Source organism: Wolbachia endosymbiont (group A) of Dendrolimus pini, from assembly GCF_964026835.1.
GTDB classification, from domain to species: Bacteria; Pseudomonadota; Alphaproteobacteria; order Rickettsiales; family Anaplasmataceae; genus Wolbachia; species Wolbachia pipientis.
On the sequence record NZ_OZ034702.1, the window covers coordinates 939412 to 956293 of the forward strand.

23 protein-coding genes are annotated in these 16882 nt (G+C 35.1%); 12 read left to right on the forward strand and 11 right to left on the reverse strand.

Features of this window, described 5'->3' with window-relative positions; all coding sequences use genetic code 11:
* Positions 1 to 39: 39 nt before the first annotated feature.
* The 4 genes from AAGD66_RS04670 to AAGD66_RS04685 are packed head-to-tail and all read left to right on the forward strand — an operon-like array spanning position 40 to position 1133.
* Positions 40 to 168 (forward strand): hypothetical protein, encoded by a 129-nt coding sequence (locus AAGD66_RS04670; RefSeq protein WP_256437790.1) that lies wholly within the window; start codon positions 40 to 42, stop codon positions 166 to 168.
* 24 nt (positions 169 to 192) lie between these two features.
* On the forward strand, positions 193 to 522 hold the full coding sequence (locus AAGD66_RS04675; protein WP_007548762.1) for a transposase: 330 nt from the start codon (positions 193 to 195) through the stop codon (positions 520 to 522).
* A 1-nt stretch (position 523) separates the two neighbouring features.
* A complete protein-coding gene (locus AAGD66_RS04680; RefSeq protein WP_167347183.1) occupies positions 524 to 706 on the forward strand; it encodes a transposase in 183 nt (60 codons plus the stop codon).
* A 19-nt stretch (positions 707 to 725) separates the two neighbouring features.
* A complete protein-coding gene (locus AAGD66_RS04685) occupies positions 726 to 1133 on the forward strand; it encodes a transposase (RefSeq protein ID WP_007548764.1) in 408 nt (135 codons plus the stop codon).
* 199 nt (positions 1134 to 1332) lie between these two features.
* Here AAGD66_RS04685 and AAGD66_RS04690 read toward each other — a convergent pair whose 3' ends face one another.
* Positions 1333 to 2337 (reverse strand): Mrp/NBP35 family ATP-binding protein, encoded by a 1005-nt coding sequence (locus AAGD66_RS04690; RefSeq protein ID WP_341814430.1) that lies wholly within the window; start codon positions 2335 to 2337, stop codon positions 1333 to 1335.
* A 7-nt stretch (positions 2338 to 2344) separates the two neighbouring features.
* Positions 2345 to 2755 (reverse strand): hypothetical protein, encoded by a 411-nt coding sequence (locus AAGD66_RS04695; protein ID WP_264723743.1) that lies wholly within the window; start codon positions 2753 to 2755, stop codon positions 2345 to 2347.
* Positions 2756 to 3221: 466 nt separating this feature from the next.
* On the opposite strand from AAGD66_RS04695, the gene AAGD66_RS04700 reads away from it, so the two are divergent.
* From AAGD66_RS04700 to AAGD66_RS04720, 5 genes are all read left to right on the forward strand, one after another.
* On the forward strand, positions 3222 to 3515 hold the full coding sequence (locus AAGD66_RS04700; protein ID WP_007548709.1) for a transposase: 294 nt from the start codon (positions 3222 to 3224) through the stop codon (positions 3513 to 3515).
* Positions 3516 to 3637: 122 nt separating this feature from the next.
* The gene (locus AAGD66_RS04705; protein ID WP_231115910.1) at positions 3638 to 3934 is read left to right on the forward strand and encodes an IS3 family transposase; all 297 of its coding nucleotides are present in this window, start codon (positions 3638 to 3640) and stop codon (positions 3932 to 3934) included.
* 3 nt (positions 3935 to 3937) lie between these two features.
* Entirely contained in the window at positions 3938 to 4102 is a 165-nt protein-coding gene (locus AAGD66_RS04710) for a hypothetical protein (RefSeq protein WP_153296803.1), read from the forward strand.
* Complete coding sequence (locus AAGD66_RS04715; protein WP_151807939.1) at positions 4092 to 4256, forward strand: IS3 family transposase; 165 nt, start codon at positions 4092 to 4094, stop codon at positions 4254 to 4256. The genes AAGD66_RS04710 and AAGD66_RS04715 overlap by 11 nt, the downstream gene beginning before the upstream one ends.
* A 270-nt stretch (positions 4257 to 4526) precedes the next feature.
* A complete protein-coding gene (locus AAGD66_RS04720; protein ID WP_264339118.1) occupies positions 4527 to 5852 on the forward strand; it encodes an IS4 family transposase in 1326 nt (441 codons plus the stop codon).
* 350 nt (positions 5853 to 6202) lie between these two features.
* Here AAGD66_RS04720 and AAGD66_RS04725 read toward each other — a convergent pair whose 3' ends face one another.
* The 5 genes from AAGD66_RS04725 to AAGD66_RS04745 form a co-directional block, all read right to left on the reverse strand.
* Entirely contained in the window at positions 6203 to 6988 is a 786-nt protein-coding gene (locus AAGD66_RS04725) for a hypothetical protein (RefSeq protein WP_182364772.1), read from the reverse strand.
* A gap of 65 nt (positions 6989 to 7053) precedes the next feature.
* Positions 7054 to 7443, reverse strand: coding sequence for a phage tail protein (locus AAGD66_RS04730; RefSeq protein WP_264723746.1), 390 nt, complete (start codon positions 7441 to 7443; stop codon positions 7054 to 7056).
* Positions 7418 to 7828, reverse strand: a complete 411-nt coding sequence (locus AAGD66_RS04735) for a DUF3168 domain-containing protein (protein ID WP_264723747.1) — start codon at positions 7826 to 7828, stop codon at positions 7418 to 7420. The genes AAGD66_RS04730 and AAGD66_RS04735 overlap by 26 nt, the downstream gene beginning before the upstream one ends.
* Positions 7829 to 8053: 225 nt before the next feature.
* Positions 8054 to 8602 (reverse strand): head-tail connector protein, encoded by a 549-nt coding sequence (locus AAGD66_RS04740; RefSeq protein ID WP_264339285.1) that lies wholly within the window; start codon positions 8600 to 8602, stop codon positions 8054 to 8056.
* Positions 8603 to 8738: 136 nt separating this feature from the next.
* On the reverse strand, positions 8739 to 9050 hold the full coding sequence (locus AAGD66_RS04745) for a hypothetical protein (RefSeq protein ID WP_151807564.1): 312 nt from the start codon (positions 9048 to 9050) through the stop codon (positions 8739 to 8741).
* An 83-nt stretch (positions 9051 to 9133) separates the two neighbouring features.
* Between AAGD66_RS04745 and AAGD66_RS04750 the strand changes: the two genes are divergently transcribed.
* The gene (locus AAGD66_RS04750; RefSeq protein WP_285534465.1) at positions 9134 to 9256 is read left to right on the forward strand and encodes a hypothetical protein; all 123 of its coding nucleotides are present in this window, start codon (positions 9134 to 9136) and stop codon (positions 9254 to 9256) included.
* A gap of 499 nt (positions 9257 to 9755) precedes the next feature.
* Here the strand turns inward: AAGD66_RS04750 and AAGD66_RS04755 are convergent, their stop codons facing one another.
* The 4 genes from AAGD66_RS04755 to AAGD66_RS04770 all read right to left on the reverse strand — a co-directional run bounded on the left by AAGD66_RS04755 (position 9756) and on the right by AAGD66_RS04770 (position 15791).
* Positions 9756 to 11993, reverse strand: a complete 2238-nt coding sequence (locus AAGD66_RS04755; protein WP_341814431.1) for an ankyrin repeat domain-containing protein — start codon at positions 11991 to 11993, stop codon at positions 9756 to 9758.
* 1324 nt (positions 11994 to 13317) lie between these two features.
* A complete protein-coding gene (locus AAGD66_RS04760; RefSeq protein ID WP_015588787.1) occupies positions 13318 to 13896 on the reverse strand; it encodes an RlmE family RNA methyltransferase in 579 nt (192 codons plus the stop codon).
* Between the two features lie 76 nt (positions 13897 to 13972).
* Positions 13973 to 14548, reverse strand: coding sequence for a PopZ family protein (locus tag AAGD66_RS04765; RefSeq protein WP_174516014.1), 576 nt, complete (start codon positions 14546 to 14548; stop codon positions 13973 to 13975).
* Positions 14549 to 14567: 19 nt separating this feature from the next.
* A complete protein-coding gene (locus AAGD66_RS04770) occupies positions 14568 to 15791 on the reverse strand; it encodes a TolC family protein (RefSeq protein ID WP_006279873.1) in 1224 nt (407 codons plus the stop codon).
* Between the two features lie 129 nt (positions 15792 to 15920).
* Here AAGD66_RS04770 and rplM point away from each other — a divergent pair, with 129 nt between their 5' ends.
* Positions 15921 to 16379: a 50S ribosomal protein L13 gene (gene rplM, locus AAGD66_RS04775; protein ID WP_010082596.1), complete on the forward strand. Its 459-nt coding sequence runs from the start codon at positions 15921 to 15923 to the stop codon at positions 16377 to 16379.
* A 10-nt stretch (positions 16380 to 16389) separates the two neighbouring features.
* Positions 16390 to 16845 carry a 30S ribosomal protein S9 gene (gene rpsI / locus AAGD66_RS04780; RefSeq protein ID WP_006279875.1) on the forward strand — a complete coding sequence of 152 codons (456 nt, stop codon included), beginning with the start codon at positions 16390 to 16392 and terminating at the stop codon, positions 16843 to 16845.
* Positions 16846 to 16882: the final 37 nt, after the last annotated feature.

Consider the following 16882-nt stretch of genomic DNA (forward strand, 5'->3'; position numbering starts at 1 on the left):
ACGTAACGAACAACTGTACGAACATTTTGCGAAGGCAGTGTGTTAAATGCTATGGCCGGTTTTGCCTCAAACATAAAGGTGTCATCCCAGTGCTTGACACTGGGATGGCTTTGTTGCATAGCAACTGAAAAAATCTGGTGGCTACTGACAAAATTCATTATAAAATAGCCATTTAACCTTGAAAGAAAAAATATGCCACAAAAAATGAGGGTCAGTAACCATAGCGAATATAACAAATTTCTAGAAAAAAGAGGAAATATTTTTCATTATATCAACGAAGCCATAGAAAAGTGGTACGAGAATGGTCCAAAAATACCAGGTGGCAACAATATTTATAGCGATAAAGTTGTAATTTTGGTGCACATAATAACTTGTTTATTTAGAATAGGCCTGAGGCAAACAGTTGGGTTTATAGCAGGATACCTTGAGCAAATTGGGAAAAATTTGCAAGTTATCAGCTATTCACAATCATCAAGAAGGTTTAAGAAACTCAATATTAAGATCAATGATTGCAGAAAATAATATGGAAGATATCGAAATTGCTATAGACAGTACAGGAATTAGTATATACAACAACACTCCTGGTCATAGCAAAGAAAATAGCGAAGATAGAAAGTATCGCAGCTATGAACAGACAAGAAAATTGCATGTAATGTTGAATACAAACAGCAAAAAAGCCATAGCTGTAAAATACAGTAACGGCTGATCACTATGGAGCTTGTGATTTGCTAAAAGAAGTCGATTTTCAGTATGTCATAAAAGTACTATATGCAGATAGGGCATATGACAGAGAAAAGCTCTATAAGCTGTGTAATCAATATGGTATAAAAACGAAAATTCCTCCGAAAAACAACGCAGCAGAGCATCCAAAGTTAGACTATATGGCTGAGAGAAATTCTGCAGTCAAGCTCATAAAGTCATATGATGAAGATGGTATAAAGAAGTGGAAAAAAGAGATGAGTTATGGAAAAAGATCTTATATAGAAAGTTTTTTCTCGCGACTGAAACAAACATTCGGGTTTAGTTTTAGGAATAAATCTGAGACAAATAGAGAGAAGGAACTACTTGTTAAATGCTATTTGCTCAATAAGTTCACTGATATTGGTATGGCTAAATTTGAGATAGCTTCATAAATTTATTGTGCGTTACCTACTATCCGAAGAGCGATGCAACAAAGCCCACTGGGATCCATTCTTCTTTTTTTCTGGATTCCAGCGTCACGCGCTGGAATGACAAAAGCTGCTAATTTTTCATGTAAATAATGGTTATGCAAGCAGTCTATTTTGTAACTAACAAAAGAGGACTTTGATTCGCATGTTTCTCACGCTTATTCTATTGTTTAACTATACTTTGAGCAATGTCTTCATAAATCTCTGCCAAATCCTCACTTAACATTAAAAGATTTCCGCAATCAGAAGCATGGCATATTTGTGGATCTAGAGGAACTCTGCCTAGAAGTTTGATGCCCAGCTCCTCAGACATTTTTTTTGCACCGTCTTTTCCAAATATGTATATTTTTGAGCCGCTTTGAATGAAATAACTCATATTTTCTACAATGCCAATAACCGGTACGCTGAGCTTTGTAAACATATCATAAATTTTGCGAGCATCGATTAAAGAGAGCTCCTGTGGAGTTGAAACTATTATCGCCCCAGTTAAGTTAAAATTTTCCATAAGACTTAAATGCACATCGCCAGTTCCAGGTGGTGTATCAATTATCAAATACTCTATATCGGACCATTTTGTTCCCATTAGCAGACTATAAAGTGCTTTTGTAATCATAGGTCCGCGCCATATTGCTGCACGATCTTTATCGATAAAATAGCCAATTGAAATAGTATGCAGTCCATACTTTTCTATAGGCATTGCTTTACTATCCTGTATTTCTGGCTTTAATTTTTCAGCGCCAAGCATTTTAGGAATTGAAGGACCATATATATCTGCATCAACCAGCGCAACTTTGTGTTTTAACTTTGCTAATGAGAGAGCAAGATTTAGCGCAACTGTGGACTTGCCCACACCGCCTTTACCAGAGGCCACAACGATTATATTTTTCACTCCTTCGATATGTAATTTAGCTTTTTGTTGCCCAGTTTGTTTTTGACAAGTAGCAACCACGGTCACTTTTGTCACCCCCGGTATAGCTTTAACAGCTTGCTCACAATTTCTTCTTAATTCTTCATTTGCTTGCGTGTTACCGGCAACTTCAAGCACAAAACCAACATCTTGACCTTTAATAATAATTGAGGATATTATGCCAAGAGCGATCACATCTTTACCGCTTTTTTGCTCTATGACTTTTTTTAAGTTCTCTCTTACAATTTTTTCGTTGATCATTAGCCTTTTAGGTGATTTCTTCCTGAAGTCGTTTAATCTCAGCTTGAGGAAGGCCGGTTGTCTGAGAGATAATATCAATAGAGATGTCAGCCTTAAGTAGGTTTTTTGCTACTTCAATCTTTCCTTCAATCTTTCCCTCATCAAGTTTTTTAGCGAGGATGCCTTCTTCTTTCCGCAGATCCATTATTCTTTCTTCATATGCTACTAAATCTTTTTCATTCCAGCTAAACCTGTCTAATGCATCGTAGGCTAACTTTATTATTGGTGCTTTTTCTGCTATATTCCTTAGGTCTTCATCTGTAGTTTCATCTGCATACTGTTGTCTAAGTGAAGAAGGTCGCCCCTCCTCACTCGACTTCAAAACCGTACGTGAGACTTTGCGCCTCATACGGCTTCTCTCCAATTTGGTGCTTTTCATGCACACCTCCTGTGTAATTCATCGTGACAATGTCCATGTAACAAAGATAAGTTTTTGATCATATTGTTTCGTCTATTCCGGTCTTTATGATGTATTTCTATTATATCATCACTTTTAAACCATAGTCTACAATTATCACATTTACTTTGTTGTAACTTCAATAGTTTTATTACTCTTAATGGCTTATCTGGTATTTTTCTCAGACGTTTACCCCAATAAACCCAATCACCATCATATGGAGATCTGGTTTTTTGCACTTTGTTTAATAACATGATCGCTGTGTATAATAAGATGTATCTTGTTACTTGTCATAAAACTCCAGTTATCGTTATTATACTTTTTAAAGTATTTTCTTTTTATCCAGCATTTCCCTTTGTTTGGGTGCCTAAAGACTGACCTTACCCAGAAAAAGTGGAGAGAAAGAAAAGAGTTTTTTTGGGTAAAATAAAATTTTGGAGGATTAGAAATGGTAAGAGAATATACAGCAGAATTCAAATTGGAAGCTGTTAAACTGGCAAATGAACAAAGAAAGGTAGGTCAACCAGTTGCAAAAGTAGCAAGAGATCTAGGAATAAGGGATAGTGTATTAGGAAAATGGATGAAGAAATATAACGAAAAAAAGTCAGCGGCAAATGCATTTCCAGATGTAGCACCTTATGACAAAGAGAGGTTTGATTTACAAAGCAAGAGTAACAAGGGAAAGAGACATTTAAAAAAAAGCCCTGGCCAGTCAAAAAGAGTAAAATATTTTTTTATATAGTAACTGCTATAAAGTACAGGAATTATGTAGGATTTTCTGCTAGTGGCTACTATAAGTGGACTACAAGAAAAATAAGCAGTAGAGAATCAGCAAATAAAGAGCTACTCGAAGCTATTCAAAAAATATATCAAGTTTCTAAATGTAGATATGGAGCTCCTAAAATTCATGCTGAATTGAAGGCTTTGGGTAAAAGTTGCAATTTGAAAACGGTGCAAAGTATTATGCAGAAAAATGACATCAGGGCTATACTGAAAAGAAAGTTTAAAATTAAAAAACAACAAACAGATAATAGAGCTGTAGCTCCCAATATACTAGATCAAAACTTTATTGTTGATCAACCAAATAAAGTATGGGATTACTTACATCAAAACCAAGGAGGGATGGCTATATTTGGCAGCAATAATTCTCACGTATGGTAGTTAATGAGTAGTGCAATAAATAAACAATTGGTTATGAACTCTTTATTAATGGCCATTAATAGGCGTAAACCTGTTAAAAATCTACTATTACATAGTGATCAAGGTTCACAATATACTTTGCAAGGTTATCAATATCTCTTATCCATAAAAAACATAGATGAATCATAAAGGTTGTTGTTACGACAATTCTGTTGTGGAAAGCTTCTTCAGTTCTCTAAAAAGGGAGTTACCAATAGACACCTCTCGGCACTCTAAACAGCATATCAAAACTGCTATATTTGAATATATAGAAATTTTTTATAACAAACAACGTCACTATTAACTATTGCATTCCAGAACAATTTGATGCATCATTCTTTTTGTAAAAAACATTCCACACTTTCTCTCCACTTTTTCTGGGTAAGGTCAATTTTCATTGCACCCTATATTGTCCATTCCATTAGCTTTACTACGCTCGTTACCTCACGCAGCATAATGGTCTGTTCTAGGCTGTTGGCTAGACCATACGCGTCAAGTTAAGGAAATAAAGGTATGAAAGAGATAGAATAATAAGGTATAAGTTCTCCCAGATATACTTTTAGTGAGAGAACCAATGAATAAAATAACTTGCTTATCAAAAAAGCTCAAAGAATTTTTTAATGAAAAAGCAGAGAAAATCTCAATTACAACAAGGTTTATAAAAAGAAAGAGAAAGCTAAAAGGTTCATCATTCGTAAAAGCCATGGTCTTGGGTAATATAGGAGTTGATAATTGTAGCGTAGAAACAATGTGTCAATTACTAAACGAGGACTCGATAGATATAACAAAACAAGGTTTGGATTTTAGATTTACTGAAGAAGCAGTGGAATTTATGAAAAGGATGTATAATGAATCTGTGATTCTCTTTAAAAATATCTTGCAAGTTGATTGCAAAATCTTACAGCAATTTAATAGTGTTAAATTATTGGACAGTAGCTATATTACTCTACCTAACAGTATGGAAGAGATGTATAAAGGTTATGGTACTAGCTACAGTGGCTATGAAAGCAATACTAAGTCTGGAATAAAGTTACAATTAGTTTTCGACTACATGAATCAGATAATAGACCAACTTAATTTAACGGAGGGGGTAAGATCAGACCAGGGATATAGGAAACATTTAAGTAATATATTAAGCAATGATTTGCTAATATCTGATCTCGGTTATTTTGTGCCAAGTTCTTTTAAACAAATCAATGAAATAGGAGCTTATTTCATAAGTCGTTATAAATCCGATACCAACATATATGATGTAGAAACAAATCAAAAAATGGAGTTATTAGAATGTTTAGAGGATAAGTTATTTTTAGAAAACGAGGTATTGTTAGGAAAAGAAGCAAAAATTAGAGTAAGAATTATATGTCAGAAACTAACTGAAGAACAGTCTATGGCCAGAAGAAGGAAAGCTAATAGATTAGCAAGATCGCAGGGATATACATCCTCTAAAAGAAATCAAAAATTGTTGAACTGGTCAATATTTATAACTAATGTTCCAGAAAATAAAATTAGTGCTGAGCAAGTATTAACGATTTACAGAGTAAGGTGGCAAATTGAGTTATTATTTAAATTGTATAAAAGCCATATCAGGCTTGATAAGCTAAAAGGAAAGCCATGCAGAGTATTATGTGAACTATATGCTAAATTGTGCGCAATTCTTATATTTCACGGCATAGTTGGTTGCACAGAAGTGAAAAAGAATACAGAACTTAGCTTAACAAAGGCATTTATTGAGCTAAAAAGGCGGGTTAGAGAGTTATTTTTAGTATTAACCAAAATTAATAGTTTAAAAGCATTTCTTAAAAAACTCACTATAACTTGGTCGCGATTTTCATTAAAAGACAAACGTAGAAGGGCTAGAGTATCCACTTTAACCTCTCTAAATTTGCTCACAATCTCTTAACTTGACGCGTATGGTTGGCTAGACTTTGCCTAAGTTGGATTTTCACCAACTGTATTCTAAACGCTTACTTGGCGCACCCATAACAAAAATGCCTGAAAAACGTTAATAATTATATACTATTATTAATAATTATTCAACCATATTTTAAGCTTACAATTTTGAGCTTAACTGACGCTTATGGATAGGGGCAACTCTATCACCCTGTGTTATGTTTATTTTCTAACGGACGCTGATTTTTGTATCGTAATTTCTTGCTATAAATTGGTTATATAAGAGCTGGCTTCTAAAATTTTATAACCCTAATTTGAATTAACAGACAGTAGAATCGAAAGATTATTACAAGGAGAAATCTACACAGATCGACCCTTTTGTGAATCTGCGTTTCTGCTTTCTTCAACTTGTTTTGCAAAAGATGTTTCCGGTTTCTGAAGTGGCTTAGCAATTTCACGCACAACGGCAATAACTGCTGTTAAAAACGTTTTTAACAATGCACCTAAAGCTCCACCAACTGCTTCCCTGCCATATATATGAGCTTGCTTTTCGTTACCGTCAGCAGTTTCCCCTGCCCTCCTTCTTGGATCCATCCTATGAGCAATCACCGAAAACAACACTCCCCTGATTGAAGACTTCACTTTTTCCTTTGCTTCGTGGACATCCCCATCTTTTGCTGTTTCATGTCCATGACTTAAGTGTTTAGCGTTCATTAGCTCCTTTTGTTGCTGGGCAAACATGCTACTTAATACTTCTTCTATCACTTGCTTTCTTCTCTTCTCTCTAACTCTTTTCATAGATTCTGATTTATCGCGAGTGTGTTTGGTAGTTTCAAATTCTGCATCAATATCTTCAGACGCAGCCTGACTATATAAAGTCTCTATGAGCCTGTCTATGCTTCGCTTTATTTGCATAGTCCTTTCGTAACTATCCGAATTATCAATTCCTTCGTCGATCTGATTTAGAATATCCTCAAAAACTTTCAAATAGTCTTGAATATACTGTATTATGTATTGCTTATCTTCCTCTTTGTGTTGTTCTTCTTGATTTTGCTGATTTTCATTTTCTAAACTTTTCTCTCTTTTATCATCGTTATTTTCTTCAATATCATCACCGTCTTCCTCGAAAAGGTCTTTGTCGTTCATGATTTTTTTTAATTTAGTTAAAATTCTCACCAGTTACTATTGTATATAAAAAGATTAAATTAACATTAATGAAAAGCGTTTACAACTTCAGCACTAGTTAAAACTACAGTAAAGCTGTCAAAAGTAACAGGATCATAATACCTCTCATACAATTCAACTGAACACCTAAGCCTTATCTTTTCCTTAGCATTAAAACTAATTTCATAATCATTATTAGAGTTTAGCATAGCAGAATTACGTAATAATTCATCAGCTAATACAGAGTCTAAAATTCCATTAATTTTTATCGTAATATGTCTGCTTCCAGCAGAGTCCAATACTTTTCTCCAGCCAAAAGAAGAAATATCTTTCACCTCTTCTCTGTTATTACGCAAAGTAAACCTTAGGTTTCTTATATTATTTAACACAATAAAATTATTGTCATGATCTTTAATTTTTAGCTGTAATTTGCTCATTATCACCTCCTTTTATTAAAATATCAAAATTAATTGTTGAATGTAAAATTTCATCGTGCTGACTCATAGCACAATTACTTTCCAAAATAGTTTCATTATCAGAATATTTAATACTCTTAAGTATCAAGTTAATATGCCTTATAATGGCAAACATACTGTCTATATGATAAGTATATATGTCGCATGAAAATCTTGCCTTTGTAGCAAAATTGGACAGCATATGCAGGTTATTATAATTCACTACACGCAATCTCAGGTAAGGAATGGTGACCTGTTTAGGTAAGTAGTCATAAATGTTAGTAACATATTTCCTTAAATCAGAATTTGCTTTTAGTGCTGCATAAACGCTATTGTACAACTCGTTTATAGCTTGAATTTTTTCCATGATTAACCCTCGAAAGATATATAGAAACTCGTCATCCCGCTACTTGTTAGCGGGATCTATCCGTGACGGTATGACGTAGGACTGCTGTCATTCCGCTACGTGTTAGCGGCTGAGATACCGCGGCGGTATGACGATAAGGTTTATACCTCGTCATCCCGCTGCTTGTTAGCGGGATCTATCCGTAACGGTATGACGTAGTAGCCCAGTTTGAATGACCAGAAAGAGCTACAAAACAACCTTTGGTTCGCGAAACGGAGAATATACCTTCTTCACTTCAGACAAATGGCTACTTACCTCCGATTCACGATTTTTGTAAAGAGCAGAAACATGCCGCATAATACCTAGTTTTATCTGCTCAGGAACATTGTCATAACCAGCTTCGTATACAACATCAACTCTTATTGCATTCAAACAATTGAAAAACTCAACGTAGCCCCCTACATCACTAAAATAATACTTAAGTGTTCTCTTCTCTTGATTTTTAGACATCATTGCAGTAGCCAATACTATCTTACTCACAGGGCCATAGCTTAAATAGATCCTACGAGGTACATAATCTTCATATGAAACTTGCCATGTTTGTTTCACCAGTGACTTTTCCATATGCCACTCAGCATAATCAGTAGCCATAAAAATTAGATCTGAAATCAACTTATCATCCTGGTCGTTCTCAATGCGTAAAAAAGATTTAACCTCTTCTAAAGTAACTGGAAAAGATTCAGGCTTAGATTTACGTTGCACAGATATTCTTGGTGAAGTAGATCTTATTGACATAATAACCCTCCTTTTTGATATAGCTAGAATAAGTAAGGTTTACCTCGTGACAGCGTGGGGCAAATCTTACTTACTTTAGCTATGCAGCTTGCATGCAACATTAAGTTAAATTGGCGCAGCAACAACTCTGAGTGCTTTATCGTATGAATATATTAAGAAGAGAACGTATTAAAGCTGTTTCTCCTTTTTTGTTGATAAAATTTGAACTTATAGCATATTCAACTAGGCTAGATTTTAGTAGATTGACATTTTGAGAATGAATATTATTGAAGGTGGAGTTTAACTCTTTAGCAAGCAGACTGCGAAATTTTTGCACACTGTCATATGCGATATTTTCAAGTTCATGTGCAAATTTATCTTGAGCTATAGTTGTTATATCTTCAATTTCCTTATTAAACTCCTCTAGCTTTTTTCCATTACTCTTAGAGTTTTTCGTAAAAGTTTTCATATTAATTAAACTCAACTACTTTTATGATTATAACTGTAATAAAAAAACTACCAAAGTAAAAAATTCGCACTACTGTGTAACTCATGACTGTACGAACATTGCAATTTGGGCCTACCAGGAGGGCAATGACTCTTATCCAAGTACCCTCTCTTCTTGTCATCCCAGTGCTTGACACTGGGATGGCTTTGTTGCATCGCTACTTATGAAAGGCTAACTATAATTAGGATTATAAGCAACCTATTGAAAATCTTGTTTTTTTGCAATCAATCTGATCAAATTTAAGAATAGTAATTTATTATTTATATTAATAAATTTAATTCTATTGAAAATAGCTAAAGCATTGAAATTCTTGAATTTTAGCCGGATTAGTGAGTGGTAGTGAAATTTCTTTTACTCAAATTTAGGTATTCACTGACCGTTCTTGTTATAAATACCAGAATAATAAGCTACTGATATTCTCCACCTTTTTTATCTTTAATCCATCATAGCTAGCGATGCAACAAAGCCCACTGGGATCCAGGAATTTTATTAAGTTGGTAAGCATAAAAGTAGCCGTTTTATGTTAAAACACAACGTTCTTGATGAGATTACGGCAAGGCTGGATTCCAGACTGGAATGACATCATCCTTTTTTGGGATTCCAGTGCAGCTACTTGCATCTGCCACCTGCAAACTGCAATGTTCGTACAGATGTAGGTGCTAAGTTTTACAAACACCGTTGTGCTGAACCTTGAATATCCACTTCTTTCAATTCAGTGGTAGGAGCGATGGGTTTTGATATTGCGTATGTAACGCAACTAGCTAGCAATGCAGCAGATGTTACAAAAACTACAATTATTGGTAGAACAGACAAGTCGAAAGCAATACTGAGAGTAGCACCTACTGTTAACATAGTTACAAGATTCACAGAAGCAACTTTTAAGAAACTCATTTGTCTTTTTCCTGCTTTTTCTAGCGACACTTCATTTGTTTTAGTTTTAGTTTTGCCCAGTTCACCCTCAAGTGGTGTGTTTTCATTCTCCAGACTTTTTATTTTTTGTGTTAGTGATTCATTCTCTTTATTGAATTGTTTCAACTTAGTCTCATGTCCAACTATGCAACTTTTTGATTCTGCTAGTTCCTTTTGCGCTTTTTCTAACAACACTTTTGTTTTAGAATGCTTATTTTCGTTTTCTTCTAATTCGCTATTAAGTGTTGTATTTTTACTTTCTAGATCTTGTATTTTTTGTTTTAGCAATTCATTCTTTTTCTGCTCATCCTTTAGCTGAGTACGTAATTCTTTTAACTTAGCTTTACGTTTTTCAACCTTTTCTGCTTTTTCTGGAGTTTCCGTTGCGTTGTGTGTTTTGGAATGAGAAAAGGTACTAGGTACAACCTCAGATGGCTGATCACACATACTGTTTAGTCTATCTATTAGGTCTTCATCCTTTATCAATGAGCGATCTGCTCCATATTTTATCAAAAGTTTTGCTAATTCTTTATTGTCATTTGTAACAGCAAAGTATAAAGGGATATGTCCATCTTTATCTTGTGCATTAATATTTGCTCCATTATCTATTAGATACTTTACAATCTCTACATAACCATGCACAGCAGCATAGTGTAAAGGGGTCACGCCATCTTTATCTTGTGCATCAACATCTGCTCCATTATCTATTAGATATTCTGCAATCTCTACATAACCATGTATAGCAGCATAATGTAAAGGGGTATGTCCATCTTTATCTTGTGCATTAACATTTGCTTCATTTACTACTAGATATTCTGCAATCTCTACACAACCATATGCAGCCGCATAATGTAAAGGGGTATGTCCACCTTTATCTTGTGCATCAACATTTGCTCCATCATCTATTAGATACTTTGCAGTCTTTACATCACCATTTGCAGCAGCATGGTGTAAAGGAGTCATTCCATTTTCATCTCGTGTATTGTGTTTTTCTAACTCTTTACCGATGTCTTCTGTGGAAGTATTTATTCCACTGTCGCTACTATTACTTTCATCAATAGTCGAATCTAAAAAGGTCTGTTCACCATTATATGTAGCACCGTATTGTTCCGAATGTTGATTATGACCGGGTTGTTCTATGCGCTTCCGATTATTGGCAAATCGTTGTTCTGCCTCTTGCAACTTTTGCTCCACAGCATCTCTTTCTCTTATAGCCAGTTCTCTTTCTAATGTATCATCTACTTTGTTTATATTGTTTTCATTAATGATTGAGTTTGAAGAAGTCTGTTCATCCTCATCTTGTACATAGATTTTTCTGTTGTTTGGTGTAGTTCCGTTGTTCTCTTCCTGATCTCTTGCATTACATGCTTGCACTGCAGCAGTTGCGTTATTTCCGTTCACAGCTAAATTTCCTGGAGTTTTATTATTAGGCTGCGGTAAAGTGCCTTGTCTATTTTGTCTTCTCGTAGCTCCTGCCTCAGCATAACGTTGTTCTCCTTCCTCTAACATTTCTATTATAGCCTTTTTACCTTTTACATCACCGACAATATCCCTTGGAGTTCGGCCTTGACTATCTTTTAGTAAAGGATTTGCGTCATTATTCAATAAAAGCTGAACTATCTCTTGATGACCATGCAAAGCAGCAATGTGCAAAGCAGTTAGCTTAGACTTAGCTTCATCAAGTTCATATATTGGTTCATTAACTTTTGCTTCCTTTGCTAGTAGGAGTTTTACTATTGGTACACTGTTACATTCCACAGCAAGATGTAACAACATACAATTTACAGTTTTGCCTGAATTTAATATACTGAAGATCTTATCTTTTAACCGCCCACTTTTTTTTAAATCACTATACATATTATGTGTTGTATGCTCTTGTGAGTTTATCTTTTCTAACTCATTTCCTATTCTTTCAAGTAAATTATTCTCATTTAAACCTTCACTCTTGCTTACCTCATTTATTATTTCAAAAAACTTTTCCTTTTTTATTGCCATAACCTTTCCTCTCAATTTATTTATTATTGCTGAACAGTCTCACAAAAAAGTTAAGTTTGTCGAAATTCCATGTTTGATCTAAAAATTAGTCATAAACATTTTCTATGCAAGTAGCTGACACTGGTTCATTCTATAATGGTGTCACAGCAGTCCTACATCATGCCACCGCGAACCGTCATATCGCGATTCATTCGCGGTATCTCATCCGCTAACAAGTAGCAGAATGACAGCAGTCCTACGTCATACCGCCGCGGCGCTAACAAGAGATCCCGCTAACAAGCAGCGGGATGACGAGCTTATCTTCATGCCGCCACGAACCGTCATACCGCCGCGGCGCTAACAAGAGATCCCGCTAACAAGCAGCGGGATGACGAGGCTTACCTTATCGGATTGTTTCAACACGTCATACCGCGATTCATTCGCGGTATCTCATCCGCTAACAAGAGATCCCGCTAACACGTAGCGGGATGACGAGCTTATCTTCATGCCGCCACGAACCGTCATACCGCCGCGGCGCTAACAAGAGATCCCGCTAACAAGCAGCGGGATGACGAATTACTTAACCATCATTACACCGTCATACCGCGATTCATTCGCGGTATCTCTTAACATAGATCCCCTACTATACCTTAACATAGATCCCGCTAACACGTAGCGGGATGACGAATTACTTAACCATCATCTACACCGTCATACCGCGATTCATTCGCGGTATCTCTAGATCCCGCTAACACGTAGGGGAATGACGAGGTCATGCCGCCGCAAACCGTCATACCGCCGCGGTATCTCTTAGCCGCTAACACGTAGCGGGATGACGGTTGTCGTTTAGCCATAAATATTAAGAAATTTACCAAATAAAAAAAAAGGCAAAAGAAGCCCTGGGGTTATTATCTGCTTTAAAATATTGGCGTTTTTTATGTTTTAAACGCTTGACAAGCAAGATTTAGCTGCTTTTAATTGCAACTAACCTACGCTGCAAATGTTTAAGAAATTTACTAAGCAGAAAAAAAGACAAAGAATCCCCGAGTTAGCTAGTCTTTTACTATCTCTGTCGAGTATTGGCATTTTTTGATGTCTTGTAACGCTTTATAAGCGCGTTCAGCTTATTTAGATAAAAATCTAGATGTAGATAAAGTTTTGTAAAGACATACAGTATCTATATACTGCAAAAAATTGAACATAAGACGCCGATACATTAAGTAATCCTTACCTTTTAATCTGCAGATTGGCGAAAGCAAATACAATAGCTTCAGTTTCATGATAAGGGGGCTGGCGAGGTTTGTCAAGCAAGTTTTTTCGTTTCTGTGGGCTACCTGGATTAATATTATATAGAAAGTCTGCTGCCAATAAAGCCTAAACTTACCAAATACATTTCTGTAGATTCAGATCTACTTGACTTTGGTTTAAAGTATTTTACTGTTTTAAACATTTTTTTTAGCTCGTTACAAAAATCTTTATCAGATTCTCCTTGGAAAATTTTTACTACAAACGTGCCACCATGGCTCAAGAAATGCTTTGCAAAATTGAGCGCTGCCTCACATAAAAGCATAATTCTGATATGATCCAACGATTTTAAACCACAAGATTCGGGCGCCATGTCAGATAAAATTACATCAAATTTTTGATCCTTGAATTTTTCTCTCAAAATTTCAAACTCATTGATAATATCACATTGTATAAACTCTACTCCATTAATTGCGTTCATTGGTTTTATGTCAAGAGCAACCACATTTGCACCTTTCTGAGATGCAACTTGTGACCATCCACCAGGAGAAGCACCAAGATCAATAATTTTTTGCCCTTCTTGGAATAATTTAAATTTGTTATCCATTTCTACCAGCTTATATGCTGAGCGTGACCTATAACCATCCTTGCTAGTTTTTTGCACATACTGATCATTCAAATGACGATGTAGCCACCTTGTTGAAGATAGTTTTCTGCCTCTAGCCGTCTTTACTCTAGTTTTTATTGCTAATACCCTACTTATTATTGATTATATCTTTAAGCTCTTTTTCAACTACTTCTTTTACCAGTGCATGTAGATATTTATTCAGCCATTCTGAGAGCTGAGGTTTTAAAAGAGATATAACTAATTCTTCAACAGTAAGGTTCGCTTTTTTTTGTTGTTTATGCTGTAATTCGTTTTGCATTTTTCCAAGCAACGCTTTGATCTCTTCCATATTCTCTTTTAAAATTAGATGATCGTTATTTTGCGCTTGTAAGCCGCTATTACTCGCTTTGTTATTACTCATTTGGATATTATCGTACAAATAAATATCTTTTTTTTCTTCTGAATTGTAGCTATGGCCATTAAATTGGTTATTGTTGCAAGCCATTTCCTCACTTTGGTCATCATTATCAATGTCCTCTTTTTCATTATTTTCTTTTTTGCCATCTTCTTCTATTTCTTCTGGATACTCTTCCTCAAGGTATAGCACATCATCATTTTCATCCTTTATTTCTGCTTTATCGTTACTCGCGTTTTTACCCGATATAGCTTTTTTTATATCTTCTAGGATATCTTTTACAGATTGATTGCCTTGTTCATCATGCATAGTGCTAATACCATTAAATTTAGAGGTCTATACTATTTATCATAAAAAGCAAGTTGTAAACACTAATCACATAATTGCTTTTTGCTTCAACTAAGTCTGAACGTGCTTTAAATAATGCATCTTCAGTGTCCAAAAGGTCAGATGTACTCTTTAAATTTAAGTTTACTTCTTGCTCAACTCCTTCCAATGCTAGAGCTGCTGCTTTTTCCGCTTCTTGACTTGCTTTGATAATGGCCTTTGCTGTCAACACATTATTCCAAGCATTTACAACTGCTTGTTCTATATTTTTTACCGTTTCATAATAATCGTAGGTAGATTTTTTTGCATCCATTTTAGCTTTACTGACACCAAAAGCATTAACTCCTCTCTTAAAGATTGGAACATCAAGAGTAAAAACTACATGAACATTTTCTAATAGTTTGTCTACCTTCATACCATCCTCCCCAAAATTTTTGCTTGCACTTAGATTTAAAGAAGGAAGCCACTTGGAGCTTTCAGCAATCACTTCCATTCCGGCTGCTCTTTTTTGATAAACTGCTGCTTTTAGAGATAAATTATTGGTTTTTGCTAACTGTAAACATTCATTTAGCTCTGGAACAGAAGGTAGTTTATCATTAGCTTCAGAAAGGTCATCAGCATCTTCGCCAATCAAATGATAATAAGCAATATTTACCAACTTTAATTTACCTTCAGCATCAACTCTTTCGGATATAGAAGACGAAAATTTTGCTTTTGCTAACAAAACTTCAGCATTGGTTACCTCTCCAAGGGAAAAGCGTTTTTTCATAGCTGACAAATGTTCCAAAGAAACGCGTTCTTTATGTTCTCTGAGCTTTAATATTTCTGTCTTTTGTAAAACATTAACATATGCTTTCACAGCATTAAGTGCAAGCTCTTGTTTTAATTGCTGAAATCGCATCTTTTCTGCTTTGAGAAGATGGCTTGATCGACTGAATGTGGCAAAGGTACCACCACCATCGATTAATTTCTGGCGCAATGTAAGTTTTTTTTCAGATGTATCAAGATTAAAGTTACTATCGAAATTGTATTGCAAATTAATGTCAGGTAAAAATCCAGCTAACCCAGAAGATTTATAGTGTTTTTCTGCGCTTTTATATTGGTAAAATTGAGACTTTATTTTTGAGCTATTTTTGATGGCTTTGCTTATCACTTCTCCCACATCGGTTGCATAGCAACTTATAGTATTAAAAATGATCGCAAGTGTGATAATCAATCGAAACATTCTAATTCCTATGCATATTGGTTGCGCAGCTCAATTACTAACATAAATTACTTTAATAATCAATAACTAATATTGTTGACACTATTGAGAAATTAAGTATATCATAGCTTACTATTGTTGGATCAAATAATGAAGACTTTTTTCTTAAAGGAGAAACAAATCAATAAAAAGTGGTTTGTCATAGATGCAGAAGGATTAGTGGTAGGGAGGCTTGCAGCATTTGTAGCGACACTATTACGTGGAAAGCATAAACCTGAGTATACACCTCATATGGATTGTGGCGATAATGTAATTATTATCAACGCAGAAAAGGTGCATTTCACCGGAAAGAAGCTTAAAGATAAAATTTACTATAAGCATACAGGTTATTCTGGTGGTTTGAAGAAAACTACTCCAGATAATATTTTAAATGGCAAATTTCCTGAGCGTGTAATAGAAATGGCAGTGAAAAGGATGCTTGATGATGGGCCTATGGCACGTAGACGCTTTGAAAATTTGTATGTTTATTCTGGTTCAGAGCATAAGCATCAAGGACAGCAACCTGAAAAGATAGATTTTGCCTCTTTGAATCGTAAAAATAAAAAGTAATGGAGTAAAAATGAAGAGTTCTACAATAAATAACAATGATTGGTCAGAAAAGACAATTAAATCAGCAGTTGATTCGCTTGGTCGTTTATATGCTACAGGCCGAAGAAAAGAATCTGTAGCAAGAGTATGGATAAAGCCGGGGAGTGGAAAATTTAGTGTTAACAAAAAAGGCGATCTAATTTCTTATTTTAAAAGAGAGTCAGTGTGCCAAATAGTAAAAATGCCATTTGTTGCAACTTCCACATTGGATAAATACGATGTATTTGCAACTGTAAAAGGTGGAGGGCTATCTGGTCAAGCAGGTGCTCTAGCTCATGGAATAAGCAGAGCTTTAAGTAGTGTAAGCCAAGATTTGCATTCTATACTACGTAATGGTGAGTTCTTAACTAGAGATTCACGTGTTGTTGAACGTAAGAAATATGGTCAACATAAAGCTCGGAAAAAGTGTCAATTTTCTAAGAGATAGTTATTTTATAGGGGTGTTTTTTTGTAAGTATTATACA

Bases quoted from the DNA above. Each gene is read 5' to 3' on its own strand.
- AAGD66_RS04675 (WP_007548762.1), top strand. From the start codon at position 193: ATGCCACAAAAAATGAGGGTCAGTAACCATAGCGAATATAACAAATTT.
- AAGD66_RS04680 (WP_167347183.1), top strand. From the start codon at position 524: ATGGAAGATATCGAAATTGCTATAGACAGTACAGGAATTAGTATATAC.
- AAGD66_RS04690 (WP_341814430.1), bottom strand. From the start codon at position 2,337: ATGATCAACGAAAAAATTGTAAGAGAGAACTTAAAAAAAGTCATAGAG.
- AAGD66_RS04695 (WP_264723743.1), bottom strand. From the start codon at position 2,755: ATGAAAAGCACCAAATTGGAGAGAAGCCGTATGAGGCGCAAAGTCTCA.
- AAGD66_RS04700 (WP_007548709.1), top strand. From the start codon at position 3,222: ATGGTAAGAGAATATACAGCAGAATTCAAATTGGAAGCTGTTAAACTG.
- AAGD66_RS04710 (WP_153296803.1), top strand. From the start codon at position 3,938: ATGAGTAGTGCAATAAATAAACAATTGGTTATGAACTCTTTATTAATG.
- AAGD66_RS04715 (WP_151807939.1), top strand. From the start codon at position 4,092: ATGAATCATAAAGGTTGTTGTTACGACAATTCTGTTGTGGAAAGCTTC.
- AAGD66_RS04720 (WP_264339118.1), top strand. From the start codon at position 4,527: ATGAATAAAATAACTTGCTTATCAAAAAAGCTCAAAGAATTTTTTAAT.
- AAGD66_RS04725 (WP_182364772.1), bottom strand. From the start codon at position 6,988: ATGAACGACAAAGACCTTTTCGAGGAAGACGGTGATGATATTGAAGAA.
- AAGD66_RS04730 (WP_264723746.1), bottom strand. From the start codon at position 7,443: ATGAGCAAATTACAGCTAAAAATTAAAGATCATGACAATAATTTTATT.
- AAGD66_RS04735 (WP_264723747.1), bottom strand. From the start codon at position 7,828: ATGGAAAAAATTCAAGCTATAAACGAGTTGTACAATAGCGTTTATGCA.
- AAGD66_RS04740 (WP_264339285.1), bottom strand. From the start codon at position 8,602: ATGTCAATAAGATCTACTTCACCAAGAATATCTGTGCAACGTAAATCT.
- AAGD66_RS04745 (WP_151807564.1), bottom strand. From the start codon at position 9,050: ATGAAAACTTTTACGAAAAACTCTAAGAGTAATGGAAAAAAGCTAGAG.
- AAGD66_RS04750 (WP_285534465.1), top strand. From the start codon at position 9,134: ATGACTGTACGAACATTGCAATTTGGGCCTACCAGGAGGGCAATGACT.
- AAGD66_RS04755 (WP_341814431.1), bottom strand. From the start codon at position 11,993: ATGGCAATAAAAAAGGAAAAGTTTTTTGAAATAATAAATGAGGTAAGC.
- AAGD66_RS04765 (WP_174516014.1), bottom strand. From the start codon at position 14,548: ATGCATGATGAACAAGGCAATCAATCTGTAAAAGATATCCTAGAAGAT.
- AAGD66_RS04770 (WP_006279873.1), bottom strand. From the start codon at position 15,791: ATGTTTCGATTGATTATCACACTTGCGATCATTTTTAATACTATAAGT.
- rplM (WP_010082596.1), top strand. From the start codon at position 15,921: ATGAAGACTTTTTTCTTAAAGGAGAAACAAATCAATAAAAAGTGGTTT.
- rpsI (WP_006279875.1), top strand. From the start codon at position 16,390: ATGAAGAGTTCTACAATAAATAACAATGATTGGTCAGAAAAGACAATT.